At 59.7% G+C, this 15,689-nt stretch carries 16 protein-coding genes; 3 read left to right on the top strand and 13 right to left on the bottom strand.

Annotated elements, in window-relative coordinates:
- Positions 1–191: 191 nt before the first annotated feature.
- The 6 genes from QQJ96_RS05735 to QQJ96_RS05710 form a co-directional block, all read right to left on the bottom strand.
- On the bottom strand, positions 192–950 hold the full coding sequence (locus QQJ96_RS05735; protein ID WP_284331009.1) for a glycosyltransferase family 2 protein: 759 nt from the start codon (positions 948–950) through the stop codon (positions 192–194).
- Positions 940–2,208: an O-antigen ligase family protein gene (locus QQJ96_RS05730; RefSeq protein ID WP_284331008.1), complete on the bottom strand. Its 1,269-nt coding sequence runs from the start codon at positions 2,206–2,208 to the stop codon at positions 940–942. The genes QQJ96_RS05735 and QQJ96_RS05730 overlap by 11 nt, the downstream gene beginning before the upstream one ends.
- Positions 2,209–2,298: 90 nt before the next feature.
- Positions 2,299–3,423, bottom strand: a complete 1,125-nt coding sequence (locus QQJ96_RS05725; RefSeq protein ID WP_284331007.1) for a glycosyltransferase — start codon at positions 3,421–3,423, stop codon at positions 2,299–2,301.
- 88 nt (positions 3,424–3,511) lie between these two features.
- Complete coding sequence (locus tag QQJ96_RS05720; protein WP_284331006.1) at positions 3,512–3,721, bottom strand: zinc-finger domain-containing protein; 210 nt, start codon at positions 3,719–3,721, stop codon at positions 3,512–3,514.
- A gap of 115 nt (positions 3,722–3,836) precedes the next feature.
- Positions 3,837–4,427: a YceI family protein gene (locus tag QQJ96_RS05715; protein ID WP_284331005.1), complete on the bottom strand. Its 591-nt coding sequence runs from the start codon at positions 4,425–4,427 to the stop codon at positions 3,837–3,839.
- Between the two features lie 94 nt (positions 4,428–4,521).
- The gene (locus QQJ96_RS05710; protein ID WP_284331004.1) at positions 4,522–5,115 is read right to left on the bottom strand and encodes a malonic semialdehyde reductase; all 594 of its coding nucleotides are present in this window, start codon (positions 5,113–5,115) and stop codon (positions 4,522–4,524) included.
- An 81-nt stretch (positions 5,116–5,196) separates the two neighbouring features.
- Between QQJ96_RS05710 and QQJ96_RS05705 the strand changes: the two genes are divergently transcribed.
- The 3 genes from QQJ96_RS05705 (at position 5,197) to QQJ96_RS05695 (ending at position 9,171) form a co-directional block, all read left to right on the top strand.
- Positions 5,197–6,210 carry a mitochondrial fission ELM1 family protein gene (locus tag QQJ96_RS05705; protein WP_284331003.1) on the top strand — a complete coding sequence of 338 codons (1,014 nt, stop codon included), beginning with the start codon at positions 5,197–5,199 and terminating at the stop codon, positions 6,208–6,210.
- Between the two features lie 760 nt (positions 6,211–6,970).
- On the top strand, positions 6,971–7,891 hold the full coding sequence (locus QQJ96_RS05700) for a hypothetical protein (protein WP_284331002.1): 921 nt from the start codon (positions 6,971–6,973) through the stop codon (positions 7,889–7,891).
- Between the two features lie 41 nt (positions 7,892–7,932).
- Positions 7,933–9,171 carry an MFS transporter gene (locus QQJ96_RS05695; RefSeq protein ID WP_284331001.1) on the top strand — a complete coding sequence of 413 codons (1,239 nt, stop codon included), beginning with the start codon at positions 7,933–7,935 and terminating at the stop codon, positions 9,169–9,171.
- Between the two features lie 182 nt (positions 9,172–9,353).
- On the opposite strand, the gene QQJ96_RS05690 is transcribed toward QQJ96_RS05695, so the two are convergent.
- The 7 genes from QQJ96_RS05690 to QQJ96_RS05660 all read right to left on the bottom strand — a co-directional run bounded on the left by QQJ96_RS05690 (position 9,354) and on the right by QQJ96_RS05660 (position 15,657).
- Positions 9,354–10,205, bottom strand: a complete 852-nt coding sequence (locus tag QQJ96_RS05690; protein ID WP_284331000.1) for a hypothetical protein — start codon at positions 10,203–10,205, stop codon at positions 9,354–9,356.
- 104 nt (positions 10,206–10,309) lie between these two features.
- A complete protein-coding gene (locus QQJ96_RS05685) occupies positions 10,310–10,723 on the bottom strand; it encodes a hypothetical protein (protein ID WP_284330999.1) in 414 nt (137 codons plus the stop codon).
- Entirely contained in the window at positions 10,683–11,051 is a 369-nt protein-coding gene (locus QQJ96_RS05680) for a hypothetical protein (RefSeq protein ID WP_284330998.1), read from the bottom strand. The genes QQJ96_RS05685 and QQJ96_RS05680 overlap by 41 nt, the downstream gene beginning before the upstream one ends.
- A gap of 17 nt (positions 11,052–11,068) precedes the next feature.
- Positions 11,069–11,449 carry a hypothetical protein gene (locus QQJ96_RS05675; protein ID WP_284330997.1) on the bottom strand — a complete coding sequence of 127 codons (381 nt, stop codon included), beginning with the start codon at positions 11,447–11,449 and terminating at the stop codon, positions 11,069–11,071.
- 26 nt (positions 11,450–11,475) lie between these two features.
- Complete coding sequence (locus QQJ96_RS05670; protein ID WP_284330996.1) at positions 11,476–11,772, bottom strand: hypothetical protein; 297 nt, start codon at positions 11,770–11,772, stop codon at positions 11,476–11,478.
- A gap of 175 nt (positions 11,773–11,947) precedes the next feature.
- On the bottom strand, positions 11,948–13,003 hold the full coding sequence (locus QQJ96_RS05665) for a fimbrial protein (protein ID WP_284330995.1): 1,056 nt from the start codon (positions 13,001–13,003) through the stop codon (positions 11,948–11,950).
- Between the two features lie 80 nt (positions 13,004–13,083).
- Positions 13,084–15,657: a fimbria/pilus outer membrane usher protein gene (locus tag QQJ96_RS05660; RefSeq protein WP_284330994.1), complete on the bottom strand. Its 2,574-nt coding sequence runs from the start codon at positions 15,655–15,657 to the stop codon at positions 13,084–13,086.
- Positions 15,658–15,689 lie beyond the last annotated feature (32 nt).

Below are 15,689 nucleotides of genomic sequence, written 5' to 3'. Positions count from 1 at the left end.
TGCTCCAGGACCGAGCAGGATTTGCGAAACCCAGCTGAGACTCGACGCTAATCAGGTGCTTGGCAGGGGAGGGTTGGGGTGGGGTTGCACGAGCTTGCCGCACAGTTGAAGCTCACCGCGAGGTTGCTTCACCCCACCCCAACCCTCCCCTACTACACGTAGGGGAGGGAGCTGGTTCGAGGCGAAGATGCTTACTTGTTCTGCGCTCGACGCGCCTCGTGCAACTTGGCGTATTTCAGGAACACGTAGAACGCGCCCAGCACGCTGGCGATAAAGCCCGCCCAGCCGCTGAGAAAGTAACGCTTCAACACAAACTGCCGCACAAAGAACAATGGCGGATAGATCACCATGCGCACGCCGGTGAAACGCTGCCCGCGACGCAGCTTGTGCGCCACCATGCCGCTGCTGTAGCGATTGATCTTCTCCACGCGGGTGGCGATATCGCCGTCGCCGTTGTTGACGAAATCAGCTCCCCACAGGGTCTTTACCGGCCCCCGCACTTCGACCGCGGCGTGCACTTCCACATCGTTCATGCCGCCATGCTTGCGATTGAACAGGCGCAGATGGCCGTTGCGATGACTCCAGCGATGCTGCACGGTCCAGAACATGCGCTCGCGACGCGGGATGCGGAACCCCGCATGCTTGGGATCTTCCAACGCGCGCTCGATAATGGCACGCGTACCGGGCGAGAGAATCTCGTCCGCATCCAGGTTCAGGATCCAGTCGTTGCGCGCCAGCTCGTAGGCACGCTGCTTCTGCGGCCCATAATCGTCGAACGGATGCACTTCCACCTGCGCGCCGTGCATGCGCGCGATCGCCACGGTGCTGTCGGTGGAGCCGGAATCCAGCACGACGATTTCATCCACCCAGTCCACTTCGCGCAGGCAGGCATCGAGCGTGTCGGCGTTGTTGTAGGTGATCAGCACTACCGAGAGCGGTTCACGCGCCATCGCCCTGCTCCTTCGCATACAGCGCCGCACACCATAGCGCCAACAGCCAGGCGAACAACAGGCCCCACCAGGCCGAATAGAAAGCCAGGTGGGCATTGAGCGGAAACAGCATCGCCGCCAGGGATGCCGTCACCGGAAAAGCGCCCGTGCGTCCGGCTGCACCTGCGCGGCGCCAGCCACGGCAAGCGAACACCACGCCGAGCAGCCATAGCAGCGCGCCCACCACCCCGGTTTCGGCGACCACCTCCATCACCAATTGGTGCGGATGGCAGGCGCCGGAGCCATCACCGCAATTCTCCTCCACCAGGAAGTGATCATTCGGCGGGGCGTAATGCGGATAGGCATAGCGGAATCCACGCACACCCACGCCTAGCAGGGGATGCGCTTGGATCATGCTGAGACCGGTGTGCCAGATGTCGAGCCGGCCCGTCGTCGCCGCGTTGATGGATTGCTCGCCACCGCCCAACACCATCAGGGTGCGCTCAAAGCGTGCCTCGAAACGCGTGGAGGTTTTCCAGGCGATGCCACCCGCCGCCAGCAGCACCACGCCACAGGCCACACATACGGCAACAAAGCGCAGCGGTGAACCTGCCTCGCGCCACATGAACAGCAGCGTCACCAGCCCGAAGCCGATCCATGCGGAACGCGACCCGCTCAGCAATACCGGACCCAGCAGCAGCGCAAAGGCGAGGATCAGTCCCGTTCTTTTTCCATATTGACGGGCGGTCCACAACAAGAACGGCGACAGCACCGCCAGCGTCGACCCCAGCTTGGGATCATCCGCGCCGAACAGGCCGGAGATGCGCTCAGGATCGGCCTGGCCACGCAAGCTCCAGCCAGTGAGCATTTGCATCCAGGCATCCAGCACCCAGAAGGCGATCACGGCAGCCAGCGCGGCATAAAACCCATGCAAGAAGCGCCGGTTGCGCAACGCATAGGCGGCGTATAGCCCAAGCGGCAGATAGCGCAGCAGGCCTGCGGTAGTGCCCCAGCTTTTGCCGGGCATCACGGCGACGAATGACGACAGCAGCGCCGCACCGACATAGCAGGCAAGCAACAGCACAAACAGCCGCGCCCCCGGGTCACCACGCCATGCTGCACGCTGGCGACCGAGCACCAGCACCACGCCCACCAGGCACAGCAAGGTGCCTAGCTCCGCACTGCGGCCAAACGGCAACAGCAGCGCGAGCAGCCACAACGGCCACCAAACGGTGAAACCGATGCTCTTCACGGCATTCAGGAAGCGGTGCTCAATCACACTAAACGGCTCAAGGCCCGATCAACGGTGGATGACAACTGAGCCAGACAATCGGCACAACTGCAAGCTGCGCGCTTGCCATGGCGGCTATCAGCCGGTCACTTCCTCGTACAGCGCCAAGGCGGCGTGCTGCATGTCGATCAGGCGATAGCGCTGCAAGGGCGGAATGGGCGGCGCAACGCGCAGCAGCTCCGCTGCACGCTCCACCAGGCGTTCGCGGTCGCCAGGCGGCACGCGCCCGGCGGGATAGAGTTCGGCCAGCAGCTCGCCCACGCCACCATGGGCATAGCCGAGCACGGGGCGGCACAGGGCCAGCGCCTCCACCACGGTGCGGCCGAAAGCCTCGGGCTTGTTGGAAAGCTGCAGCACCAGGGCGGACATGGCGAAGATGTCGCGTACGTCATCGCGCGTTGCCGTCAGCACCACCTGGCTTTCCACCCCGCGGCCCTTGATCAGCTCGTTCAGTTCGCGCACGTAGGCTTCGCGTCCGGGCTCGATCACACCCAGCAGCAGCAGGCGCGTGTCGATGCCGCGCTGCTTGAGTTCGGCCACCAGCTCGATCGCGTCATGGTGACCTTTCAGACGCGTGCCACGACCGGGCAAGGTGAGCAGGGGCGCACCGGCAAGCTGCGGAAATTGGTTGAAAAAGGCCTTCTGCCAGCCTTCCTCCGGGCGATGCCCGTAGGGAAAGGCCTCCGGATCGATACCGCGGGGAATGATACGGATACGGGCAGTATCGAGCTTTCGATAATGGCTGATGAGGTAGTCGCGTACCGTCTGCGAGACCACCACGATACGTTCGCCGCGCAACATGATCGAGCTATAGCGGCCCGGCGAATTGAGCCCATGCACGGTGGTAATGAAATGCGGTCTGGGCGAGAGACCCTTGAGCGCCCACCAACCCATCCATGCCGGTAGCCGCGAGCGGACATGGACGACGTCCGGCTTGAGTTCGCTGAGGATACTTCGCAAGCGGCCCAGGCGCCCCAAGGTGAGCAAGGACTTGCGGCCCACATCCAGGGTGATGTGTTCGCTGCCTTCGGCCTGCAGCTGCGCCGTCATGCGGCCGCCCGAGGAGATCACCACCGACCGATGCCCGGCCTGCACCAGCGCCTGCCCCACTTCCAGCACCGAGCGCTCCGCGCCACCGGAGTGCAGCGCAGGGATAAGCTGCACAACGGTCAGCGTTCTGGCCGGTGTGGCGGCGACAGACATGGTTGCCTCGTTAGCGACTCTCATCCGTAAAAACCCAAGCAGCAATCGTGCCGTTTGGCGCGGTTTATGCTCGTGGCTGGGCCTGGATTCAGTCGCGCAGCACGTAATGTGCGCCGCAGTAAGGACATACGGACTCGCCGCCGTCCTCCACGATCGGCAGATACACCTTGGGATGGGAGTTCCACAGGGCCATGCCGGGCATCGGGCACGACAGCGGCAGGTCCGAACGCGTCACTTCGTAACGATTTTCGGCATTCGCCGGAATGAGCTTCTGGGCTGCGGCAGGGTGACCCGACATGGGCTGTTGCTCCGGGCAAGGCTATGAGACCGCCTATCTTAGCAAGGGACGAGGGGCGAGTAGCGAGGGCAGTTGCCGCCCCTGACCATTCGCCCCTCGTTCTTAAGCCTGGAGCTTACTGCTGTCCGGCCTTGGGCACCGAACCCTCGGTGGTGATGTTGATCTGGATCTCGTCGCTCACCTTCGGCACGTAGGCACCCAGGCCGAAATCGGAGCGCTTGATCATGCCGGTGGCGTTGAAGCCGATCGCCTGCTGGCCGGTCATCGGGTGCGGGCCGACGTTGTTGAGCGTGGCATCGAGCACCACCGGCTTGGTCACGCCATGCACGGTGAGGTCGCCCATCACCTTGTACTTCTTGCCGCCGAGCGGCTTCACACCGGTGCTCTTGAAGGTGATGGTGGGGTACTTGTCGGCATTGAAGAAATCCGGTTCCTTCAGGTGCTTGTCCAGCGCCGGCACGTGCGTGTCCAGATTGCTCAGCGGCATGGTCACTTCCACCGAGGCCTTGGACGGATTTTTCTCGTCGAACACCAAGGTGCCGTCGGTAATGCCGATATCGGCGACGGGATGGGAGAAGCCGAAGTGGCTCCAGCTGAACAGCACCATGGTATGGCCCGGGTCGAGCTTGTAGCTGACCGGGTCGGCCTGGGCCGAGAGTGCCGTGCCGAGCAGCCCGGCCAGCAATACGTAGCGAAGATTGCGCATGAAAAAAGTCTCCTGCCTTGATCAAAAAGTGGGGAAATAAAGCACTTTCACGTTCAACAGCGCCAATAGCCTCGTGGCCATTGGTGGAAAAGCATCACGCGATGCGGCCTACCTCATCGAACGTGAGTCGCGGGCTGCGCGGGAACAGGTCACGGCTGCTGTCGCCGTAGCCGATGTTGATCAGGAAATTCGACTTCACCGTGGTGCCGGCGAAGAACGCCTGGTCCACGCCGGCATTGTCGAAACCGGACATCGGGCCGCAATCCAGGCCCAGCGCACGCGCTGCCATGATTACGTAAGCCCCCTGCAACGTGGCGTTGCGGAACGCCGTGGTGTCGATCAGCGGCTGATTGCCAGCGAACCAGCTACGCGCATCGGCGTGCGGAAACAGCTTGGGCAGGTTTTCATAGAAAGCGTAGTCGCTCGCCACGATGGCCGTGACCGGCGCCACCATGGTCTTGGCGCGATTGCCATCGGACAGGAACGGCTTGAGTTTTTCCTTCGCCTCCGCGGACTTGACGAACACCAGGCGCATGGGCGAGCAATTGGCGCTGGTCGGGCCGAATTTGGCCAGCTCGTACAGCGCGTGCAACTGCTCGTCGGTCACTTCCTTGGGCAGGAACGCGTTGTAGGTACGGGCGGTACGGAACAGCTGATCCAATGCCGGCTCGGCAAGCTTCTCGCTCATGGGTATCCTTTGGCTGCGGGAACGAATCCCAAAGTGTAAGCGCAACCCGGGTGTACCAGCGGCGAACAAGGCGAACGTACTGTGCACGATCCGGCAACAATCGACGTTCCCGAGCGCGAACCCCTGCCCCGCCTGGCGGGGGAATGCTGGGTGATCACCGACCAGGCCGCCGGCAATCAGCGCCAGGCCCTGGCGCTGGCCGAACGAATGGGCATGCCGGTGCGACACCTGGTTCTTTCGCCACGCGCGCCATGGTCATGGCTGTCACCGCGCCTGGTCATGGGCGGCCGGCTGGTGCTGCCCGCCTCGCAGCGCGCGGCCTTCGCGCCACCCTGGCCTTCCCTCGCCATCGGCTGCGGACGCAGCGCGGCCTTGCTGACACGCCTGTTGCGTAGCCTGACGGAAGGCTACTGCCATACCGTGCAGATCCTCGATCCGCGTGTCGATCCCACGCATTGGGACACCGTCGTCGCGCCCAGACATGACGACCTCGCCGGCCCCAATGTGCTGAACCCGTTGGGATCGCTGAACCCAATCGACGATGCCTGGCTGGCGGATGGCCGCGAAGCCACTCCGGCACTGGCTTATCTGCCACGCCCACGCGTAGGTGTGTTGCTGGGCGGCGCGCGCGCAGGTGTTCGCATGGATGGCGACTATGCGCGCCGCCTTGTCGAACACTTGCTGGAGCGCCGGCAGCGCGAGGGCGGCAGCCTGCTGGTGCTGACTTCGCGTCGCACGCCTTCCGCCATTGCCGAGGTAATGCGCAACGCGCTGCGTGGCGTTCCCGGCCTGCTCTGGACCGGCCCTGACGACGGCAACAACCCCTACCCTGGCGTGCTCGGCTGGGCCGACCGCCTGGTGGTGACGCCCGATTCGGTGAACATGCTGAGCGAAGCCTGCGCCGTGGGATGCGCAGTGCACACTTTCGTGGTGGGGAATTTGCCGCCGAAGCTGACGCGCTTTCATGACAGCTTGCGCAAGGCGGACCTGTTGCACGACATCAATCAGGATGCGCCTGCACAGCAAGCGCCGTTACGGGAGACGGAGAGCATTGCCGAAGCGCTGCGCGAGCGCATCCTCGCCCGACCATCGTAGACTGGGTGGCAATCCCAGCATCGCGGTGCTGCGTGCATGGCGATGCCGCGATTGCTATCCCTGCCTACGTAGCGGCTTTAATTCTCATCACATGCCCCGGCCATGACTGCCGCTCAACACCGGCGCCTGTTTGAGACTACTCCGACCTTCAAGGAGTTCGTCGAACATATCCTTCATGGGATATCTGCTCATGATATTTGATTCTACCCATCAATGGGTCGCCGATCTTGCATTAGGACCATACAGAAAGCCGACCGCCCTAGCTTGCAACTTATTTAAACAATGTCATCCATAGATGAAATATGTAATAGATCCGATCCGTTTACTATATCAGCTGCCTTGACGGAAACTTTCTCAACTCCAATGGGTTGAAAAACGTGTCGCTACTACATGGAAACTTGATGAAAATGAAATCACTGGCCATTGGCCTTATTTCCCCTAGCAGCCAGCTCATCAGCATTTGCCACCCCCGGACAAAATTGTGGCGCGCTGGAAGGCATTAATATTGGATATATCGTAGGCATTGCGGGTCCGTACCAAGCGGGCAGGCCAGGAAATACGACCTGGGATGAATTTGGCGTGTATCTAAGCAAGAAACCATACTATGACCGTGAGGCCAAGTTCTTCTATCACGATTCTACCGACATAGCATTGACTAACCCATTAGGGCGTGCACTGCTGGCTCAAGCTCAACTCGCGTACAGCTTACGCAGCAAAGTTCAGCTGAAGTCACCTTCCTACAAGTGCGCAATGTCGGGATTTGGAACCATTGAACTATGGGACGGGACTGATTGACCGAGAAGATACCGGCATCGGCGATGGATACAAAAATGCTCAATGGAAGAAGGCAATGAAGCATTTGCTTACCGCGTTGTTTTTGATGTTGTCGGTCCCGGTATGCCATGCCGTGGAATGGGGGTACGTGTTTGTTCCCGTATCAACTGCCAACGCGCAGGTAGTCATCCACCAGGCATTCGCCCACGGCCTCCGTCCAGAAGGACAACCATCGGGCCGGGATGGCATCGATTTCTGGAATTTCTTCTCGCGTCCCCATACAAATCCCCTGTTCATCATGGCCTACAGGGACTGGCACGCCGTGCAACAATCATCAGATACACTGCCCACGGGCGTGCTTTTTGAGGTTGCCTTGGATGACAATTTCTTCGAGGCCGAGGCAGTGCTGGACCGCTTTGTCGCCGTGACGTGGAGTCCCGTTGGCTCCAATCTGGACGTTCGCGCCGTCGTGTCAAACGCCCTTGGCCGATGGGTCAATCAAGGGTATCCCGTGTCCGGCATTACCGGCTTCCAGGGAGGCCACATCGTTCCTACCTCCATCAATGCTGCTTGGACTGTCGACCGCGGACAGCTGCAAGGCGCCCCTCAAAACAATCAGGCATACCAGGCCCCGACGACGCAAATGCGGGATGATGCGTCTCGACTTTTTGATCCCAGCCTTGCTTATGAACGTCTTGACCCACAGGTCGAGACGGTCCATTCATCTTGGTGGCGGCATGCCTTGGCCGTGCTCCAGTGCCAGGTGTTCGAAACACGTCCGCTTCCACTCTCGCAGCGAGCCGCCTATCAGGATAGTTGCCTGCATCCAACGGTGATGACAGCCAAGCAATTCAATCGTGAAACCATGCGCAATTTACAACCGTCCATAACTCTGCTGTTGGACTGAATACCCCCAAACTAAGGAATAAGGATGGCACGGACGTAAATATGGAGTCTTCGATACTCGATGCGCAGCAAAATTCGACTGGACTGGTCGACAAGTATGCATGGAAGGCGTTGGCAGGATCTGCGCTCGGCTATGCGATGGATGGTTTTGACATGCTCATCCTCGGCTTCATGTTGCCCACCATCGCAGTGGCACTCAAGCTGACGATCCCGCAAAGTGGCGCGCTGGCGACAGGGACGCTGGTCGGAGCGGTGATAGGCGGCATCCTCTTCGGGGCGCTGAGTGATCGCTATGGGCGGGTGCATGTGTTGACGTGGACCATCCTGCTGTTTGCGATCTTCACCGGCCTATGCGCATTCGCGCAGGGATTTTGGGATTTGTTGGCGTACCGGACCCTGGCCGGCCTCGGGTTGGGCGGCGAATTCGGCATTGGCATGGCGCTCGCAGCCGAAGCGTGGCCGGCCAGCAAGCGCGCACGTGTATCGTCTTATGTAGCGCTAGGATGGCAGACCGGCGTGTTGCTGGCTGCGCTGCTGACTCCATTATGGCTACCCTATATCGGCTGGCGCGGCATGTTCCTGGTTGGCATCTTGCCGGCGTTTGTTACCTGGGCGATGCGCAAAAAGCTGCATGAGCCCGAAGTATTCATGCGCCAAAGGCAGGCGACAAGCAAAGGCCCGAACAGGTTTAAACTGCTGGTCGCCGACCGCCGCACCGCACTAACCAGCCTAGGCATGGTCATCCTCTGCTCTGTCCAGAATTTCGGCTACTTCGGCATCATGATCTGGTTGCCGTCGTTTCTGTCCAAGCAGATGGGTTTGTCACTCACCCAATCGGGGCTTTGGACGGCGATTACGGTGGGCGGCATGATGATCGGGATAGGGCTATTCGGGCAACTCGCCGACCGCATCGGACGCAAGCCCATGTTCCTGCTTTATCAGGTCGGTTCGGTCATCATGGCTATCGTGTATGCGCAACTCACTTCCCCGGCCGCGACGCTGTGGGCAGGCGCCCTGATGGGCATGTTCGTCAATGGCATGGTCGGCGGCTACGGAACCTTGTTGTCGGAAGCTTATCCGACGGCCGCACGTGCTACGGCGCAAAATGTACTGTGGAATGTGGGCCGAGCTGTGGGAGGTTTGGGCCCCGTAGCGGTCGGTAGCGTTGCTGCCCACTACTCGTTTCAAACCGCGATCGCTATGCTTGCCGGCCTGTATGTCCTGGATGTGATCGCGACGCTGTGGCTGATTCCAGAACTCAAGAACGTCGAACTGGTCTGAGCTTCGAGCGGCTACACAAAGACACTCATTTCTGCAGAAGAAAAGACCAAATAGCGATGTTCCGCGAGCTGGTGAAGCGATAGTTACGTGATTCGCCCGCGATCATAGTCAAGACTTCTTGCCGTTAGCTATTACGGGTAAGACTTCCCAGTCAAACGCGTGGCCGACCAGGTGAACAACATTCAGTTGAACAAGTGAAGATTGACCATGCTGGTCGCATTTCGGTCCTGCAGCCTGGGGTGGCAATAGGTGTTGCCGCCACTGACTTGATCGGCCCGGGTTGAAAAAGCTCCCGACTTACTCAGGCAAGCACATACCCCAAAAATGCTCAGCCCCATCGATACATATCGGTTAACTTGCGCGGGCTGCATGATTCCCGCAAAGGCGATTCGCGGATCGATGGGGCCTGCATTGGCCCGACTCTCCGTATCCGGCACGAAGTGAACGCTTTCCAGACGACTCCCCTGGACTTCTTCATAGCGCATGCCGGATTCATTCCACCGGTATCGGGTTGCATCCCTGATCAAGCTGCGATCGATTCCGCCCAGGGAGATGTATTCCCCTTCCGCAGCGATAGCTACACCCTGAAGATAATTAACCTGATATGCGCTATTGCGTATCGCTTGATCCTGGCTGCGCATAGCGTTGGTGACGGTCGCAGCGGCATCATAAAAAGTAGGGGTCGCCCTCACGGTATATATCCAAACGTCCGGGCGAGGGGGCTCGAACGAGCGATCTGCGAACTCACGCGCCCGCTCCAGGCTATTGGCCAGGCTGACATAGGCCGAATCAGCGGATCCCCAGGCCACCTGATCGCCTGTCCCACAGGAGTACCCTAGCTGGTGGGCCTTAAGGTCCTGATTGTTGCCCCATGACACGAAGCCCGTTCTGAAAATGCCGCTCTCGCCGTCAGGCGCCCTGACGTCCGCTCGGTAGAGGAGCCCAGGCGGCTCTGCGTAGGCGATGACCGTAGCGATCAGCAACAAAGCCGCGAGGAGTGTTCGACAAAGCTTAGCCACGCTTCTGAAATTCATGTCGCTACATCCTGGTAGCAGCCCGATCCGTCCCGATGCCGTTATACCGCATACATGTGAGGGGCCGTGGATGATTCACCGTATTAACAGCCTTATGGCTTCAATTACCGCCGAGGCAATCGCCTTATATCCAGCTCATCAAAATCGTCACAGTAGGTTCGATGGTTATCCACCACATCAACCCTGTAACCCATGTTCATCGCGTACACCGCCATGTCGAACAATGCCCTGCCACGGTCCGTATTGATGTCCACTCGCTTTCCCTTGTCGCTCCGCACGAACTCGGACGTGCTGTCGTAATAAGCTTGTTTGCTCACCAGCATGGTCCAACCCATATGCGAACCACTGTCCTCGAATTGGCGCGCCGAACCCACGCCTACGATATACACGCCCTGCTTGCAGACCTGTCGCCCATGGGCCGACACGCATGCCAGCAGAAGCAGCCAGGGAAGCCATTTCCTGACCATGCCGGCGCCGCTAATACTTACCTTGTACTTCCATATACTGAAAGTCATCACAGAATTGTGTCCCGTAGCCGTCAAATATGCTCACCCTGTAACCCATGTTCATGGCATTCATGGCCATGGAATAGATGAATCGACCTCGGTCTTTGTTGAGATCCAACCTCCCGCCACCGGTCATGGAAGAACCCAGGTCGCTCGGGAATTTGGTCGCCGTATTGTCGAAGAACGGTTTGTCACTGAGCCAAATCGCCCATCCGTTGGCATTATCCGCGCGCGACGAGTCGATGCCGACAATATATTCTTCCGTCCCGCATTCCGTCGTTGCTGCTACGCTTGTGCCAAAGGCGCCAAGGCTGACGATGAATAGAGCTTGCTTGACCATGATCGGCGCGTACTCCTTTACTTCCCACGAAAAATGTCTATTTCGTCGATAACCTCGCAATTTTTCCCAAAGTTATCGACCAGGCGAACCTGGTAGCCATTGTTCATGGCATTCGTAGCAAGCACATAGAGCGCTCGGCCGCGCTCATCGGCCATACTCGCCCTGTCGCCATTTATCCTTATCTTTATCTTAGGACTGTCTCTGCCTTCGATAGCGCCCAACAGCGCCCCTCTCGGCTCATTGGAATACGCAATGAACCATTTTCTAGTGACCTCCCCGGTTGAACGGTCCGTGGCGATCTCTGTAATGTATTTTTGATCCTGGCATACCCTTGAACTGGCCAAAGCCGCTCCCGGACAAGCCATACCAATGCAAACAACCAGCATGGTGTATTTCATGGCGTAAAAACCCCGCTCAAAAACCGCTAGTTCGAACTTATGTGGTCGAACCATTCCCCGCCTTCACCGGCGCACGTTGGACGATTGAATCGCTTGAATGTGACCTGATAGCCATGCTGGCGCGCAGCCTCCAGCAATGTCAGCAATACCCCACCTTCAGGGGTATTGAGCCGCAGCTCCGACCGTATAAATCCCGCCTTGCCACTGTCGCCTATATACGAAACCCCTAAATAGCGTGTGTCGTCGGCATAGGCGCCGGTCGATATTTCCGTGATGGATACTTTTTCCGCGCAGATACTTTCCGTAGCCAACGCTGGCTTCACGCACGTGACCTGGATACAAGTGAACAAGAGAAAGGACGCCCTGCAATGCATGGTCGAAGCCTCTTTAGGTGTCACACGGCGATAGCCCTTGTTTAAAGGCTAGGCGGAAGATGTTTTCGCCGTATTTCAGCGCCCGGAGCTTTCATTTCAAATTGTTGCCGCGATGGCGCATGGTTCATTGGTAGGAGAAGGTAATCGAAGCCTGCGCCTGGACCTTTCCCGGTGTGATATTGCCCTCGGTTTTGACGTAACGTGCCTCGAAAGGAAGACTGTAATTCGTGGCTTGCGTGGTGCTGGAGCCGCCGACTTTCCATTGGTTCGAGTTGCCGGGCGCGGTGGAGTCCGGCCCGTAGGACACGGGCCGTTCGCCTTCGCGGTAGATACGCAACTTGACGCCGGTAGCAGTGGAGTTGCCGGTCAGGTTCAAGGTATCGGATCGGTTGCTTCGGTCGGTCACGTCGCTCATGGTGGCGTAGAGCGCCACGCCATACTCGCAATTGACCTGGACATGGAACGGTGCGCCAGCGGCTTCGGTACCTACGGCGCTAAAATCCGAGGTGCGTACGGTGTTAAGTCGCACGGCCTGGCTGCTCTGCGGCACCTGGCATGTTGACGCCGTGAACGTGATCGTGGCGCCTGCAAAATCAAGGCTAGAGGTTCCCTTTAGTTGGCCTGAACCCCCATAGGCACTGGCTGTTCCAATGTGCAGGGGCGGGATCATGTAGGTTCCCGGCCTGAGCTGGTGGTTGGTAAAAATAAATTGAATTCCGGCGGCAAATCCAACGAAGAACGCACCCCAGCTCCCGCCACCTGGCCAAGGGAAAATGGTCAGCGTATCGACTCCGAGCGCCTGCCACGGCCCGTAGTCTGTAAAGCTGCCGCTGGCGCTACGGGCGAATCCTCCCATCCGGATAACGTAGCCGATGCCCTCTACACCGGTGGCGAAGACGGGATACGTTAGCCCTTCGTACTGGTAATCGAGGCCTGATATGGGGCGACCTGCGATGGTGACAGTCTCTCTGAACAAATCACCTCGCCCTTCACACGAAAAAACTTTGTATTGCCTCACCTCATGCGTCCGTGTCCATACGGGATTCAACGACGCGCCGGGCTCGATGCCGTGGATCCCCCTCGTGTAGCTCATCGGCCCCCCTGGGATCATCATCTCGGGAGATGAAGAACAGTCCTCCGCCCAGACTTTCCGTGCGGAGGACAGCAATGCCAAAGCCATACACGCCACCCCTGCGAGGTGGAATAGTCTCGTCTGAGACGTTTTCGCAACGAAGCCCTTCTTCGCACTCTGAACTCTACTCACGGTGTGCGTGCTCCTTGCTCGTGTTTGTCGGTGCGTGCGCGGTCGGTCTTGCGGCAACTTGCTTCCAGCGTGGTGTAGTAGACGGGCTTGCCATGCTTGTCAGCCTTGGGCAGGTTGTAATCGATGCGGCACTGCTCTTCACGCAGCGCACCCCACTTCATCGCGAGTGTTCCCTCATCCTTGAGTCCGCTCAAAAACATCCGGCTGTCCTGTCCCACGATGCCGACCTCATGGCCCTCCTGATCAAGTACCTGGGTGCCAAAAGGCAAGGGCTTGCCGTTGTGCTGCAGCGCATGCAGCATCACCGAGCGACCGAAACGTGTGTCGAACTTCACTTTGACGATCGCGCCGGCGTACGGCGCCACCTGTCGGCTAGTGCTTTGCAGTTGGGTATCCATGGAGGTTCCCTTGGGATCCACTTCTACCGTATTGAGGTTATAGGGCGTCAGGTAGGGCACCAGGGCATAGCCATGCATGTCGATGTGCACGCCTGGATAGCCTGGCAGTTGCGCGCCGCTGGCATGCTTGGCCTCGATCAGTGCCATCGTCTCGCCCGCCTGCGGGCCGATGGTGAGGCCGCCGCTATGCAGCACCATCGTGCCTTCGGCGTTGAAGGAGGTTTGTTGATAGCCCTGGCCGCGTTCGTAGGAAGCGCCGAGGGTGGTGTAAGGGCTCCAGTATTGTCCGCTCACCGAGCCGCTGTTGCGGCCCTGCGTATCGCGATTGAAGCCCAAGGTGTAGCTGAGGTCATTGTTCTTGCCGGCTGTGCCGGAGACACTGACGTTGGCGGCAGGATCGCCTAGACGGTTCTTGCTGGCCGAGGCCGTCATCAACGGGGCACGGCTGCCGCGACCCAGCGGCAGGGTGAGAGAGAGCATGACCTGGTTGTCATTGCGACCCAGTGAGTCACGGCTGCGCATGGCCGAGACGGTGTAGCTCGCTGGACCAACGTGGTTGGTGTAGCCGAGCTGGTACTGCAGGTTCCTGCCTGTTTGCCCCCAATAGTCATTGGTCGATGCAGTGACATACAGGGAACCCTGTCCCAGCGGCTGGCTGACCGTCAGATCGAAGCGATTGCGGTCGCGCGCCGTGTAGTCATTGTGCTTGCCGCGTTGGATCGCATCGCGTGCGGCCAGCACGTTGCGCAGGCTGAGATAGCCCGAAGTGGAGTAGCGATAGGCGGCCACGGACACGTTTGTTCGCGTGCCGGTCGCCACTTTGCTATAGCCGAGCTTGATGGCCCGGCCTGAGCGCTGTTTGGCCACTGACACTTCGGCCCATGATTGAGTGACGTCGAGCGAAAGCGCGCCAAGCCTGGTGTTGAGGGCACTGCCCACCAGCGCGGAACGGTAGCCACGGATGAAGGACAGGCCAGCGTAGCCGGTCAGCTGGTTGCTGAGGCCGCGCTGATAGCTGCCCTGCAACAGGTAAGGATGGCTGGGCAAGCCATATTCGTGCACCCGGCCAGCCACAACGTTGTAACGGTAGATGCCAGGACGCAACAGTTGCACCACTGACGAATAGGGCACGCTGAACGAGTTTTGCGTGCCGTCCGCTTCGGTGACGGTGACATCGAGGTTGCCGCCATAGCCGGTGGGATACAGATCATCAATGACGAAGGGGCCCGGTGTCACCGTGGCCTGGTAGATCACCGTTCCGTTCTGGCGAACCTCCACGCGCGCATTGGTGTTGGCAATGCCGTGGATGGCGGGAGCGTAGCCGCGCAGCGAGTTGGGCAGCATGCGATCGTCGAAGGCCAGCTGCGCACCACGGAAGTGCACCGAATCGAACAGCTCTCCGCTGGTGTTGGTGTCACCGAGCATGAGGACGCTACGCAAGCCGGGCAGGCTGCGCTGGGCGTACGTATTGATGTTTTGCCAGCGCGCGGCCTGGTGGCTTTGCCAGGTTGTCGACGAGGTCTGGCGCAATTGCCAGCCGAACAGATTCAGGCCCGCCGTAAGGCCGAGATAACCCGTGTTCTGGCTGGACGACCTGCCCGAACCCGGCGGCGAGTTGTGCAACTGGTTGGTGTTGATGTGGTAGTTGAGAAAGCCGGCATTGATGCCTCGATCCCAGTACCGTGGCGCCACATAGTCGCGGGCATTCCGGCGCATCCACGCCTGCGGAATGCTCAACTCCAGGTTGAGTTCGGCGCTGTCGTAGTTGCTGGAGGCCTGTGCGATCCATTGCTCAAGCGGGCGACACGCGTCGTGAGCAGCGGCGGTCTGGGCCAGTTTGCTCACATCGACGCCGAAACGCTCCAGCTCCTCCAGCTTGAAGCAGGGTTGCACTGCGTCGTTGGTGCCAATGGCCCGGAACGCTACGCTCTGTCGGCCGATCCAGTTACCGTTGACATGCAGGTCAACCTCGTAGGTGCCGGGTAGCACGCCGTTGCCGTGCTCAAAGCGGGAGAGATCTATGCCCTGGGTGTCGTCCTGCAGCCAGGAAGCATTGAAGTGAGCCTCGTTCGCGTCGCTGGCGCCGGAACTAGCGTCATTCGGATTGGCAGCATCGGCGGTTCCTGCGACGAGGGCATTGGCCGCTTCCGCAGCAAAGCCGGAATGGCTCAAGCCGTACGCCATCAGCCCGGCCACGGCACGCC

Source organism: Dyella flagellata (assembly GCF_030160275.1).
GTDB classification, from domain to species: Bacteria; Pseudomonadota; Gammaproteobacteria; order Xanthomonadales; family Rhodanobacteraceae; genus Dyella_B; species Dyella_B flagellata.
Note: the sequence above shows the minus strand (reverse complement) of the source record. Positions and strands in the feature narration are given on the sequence as shown.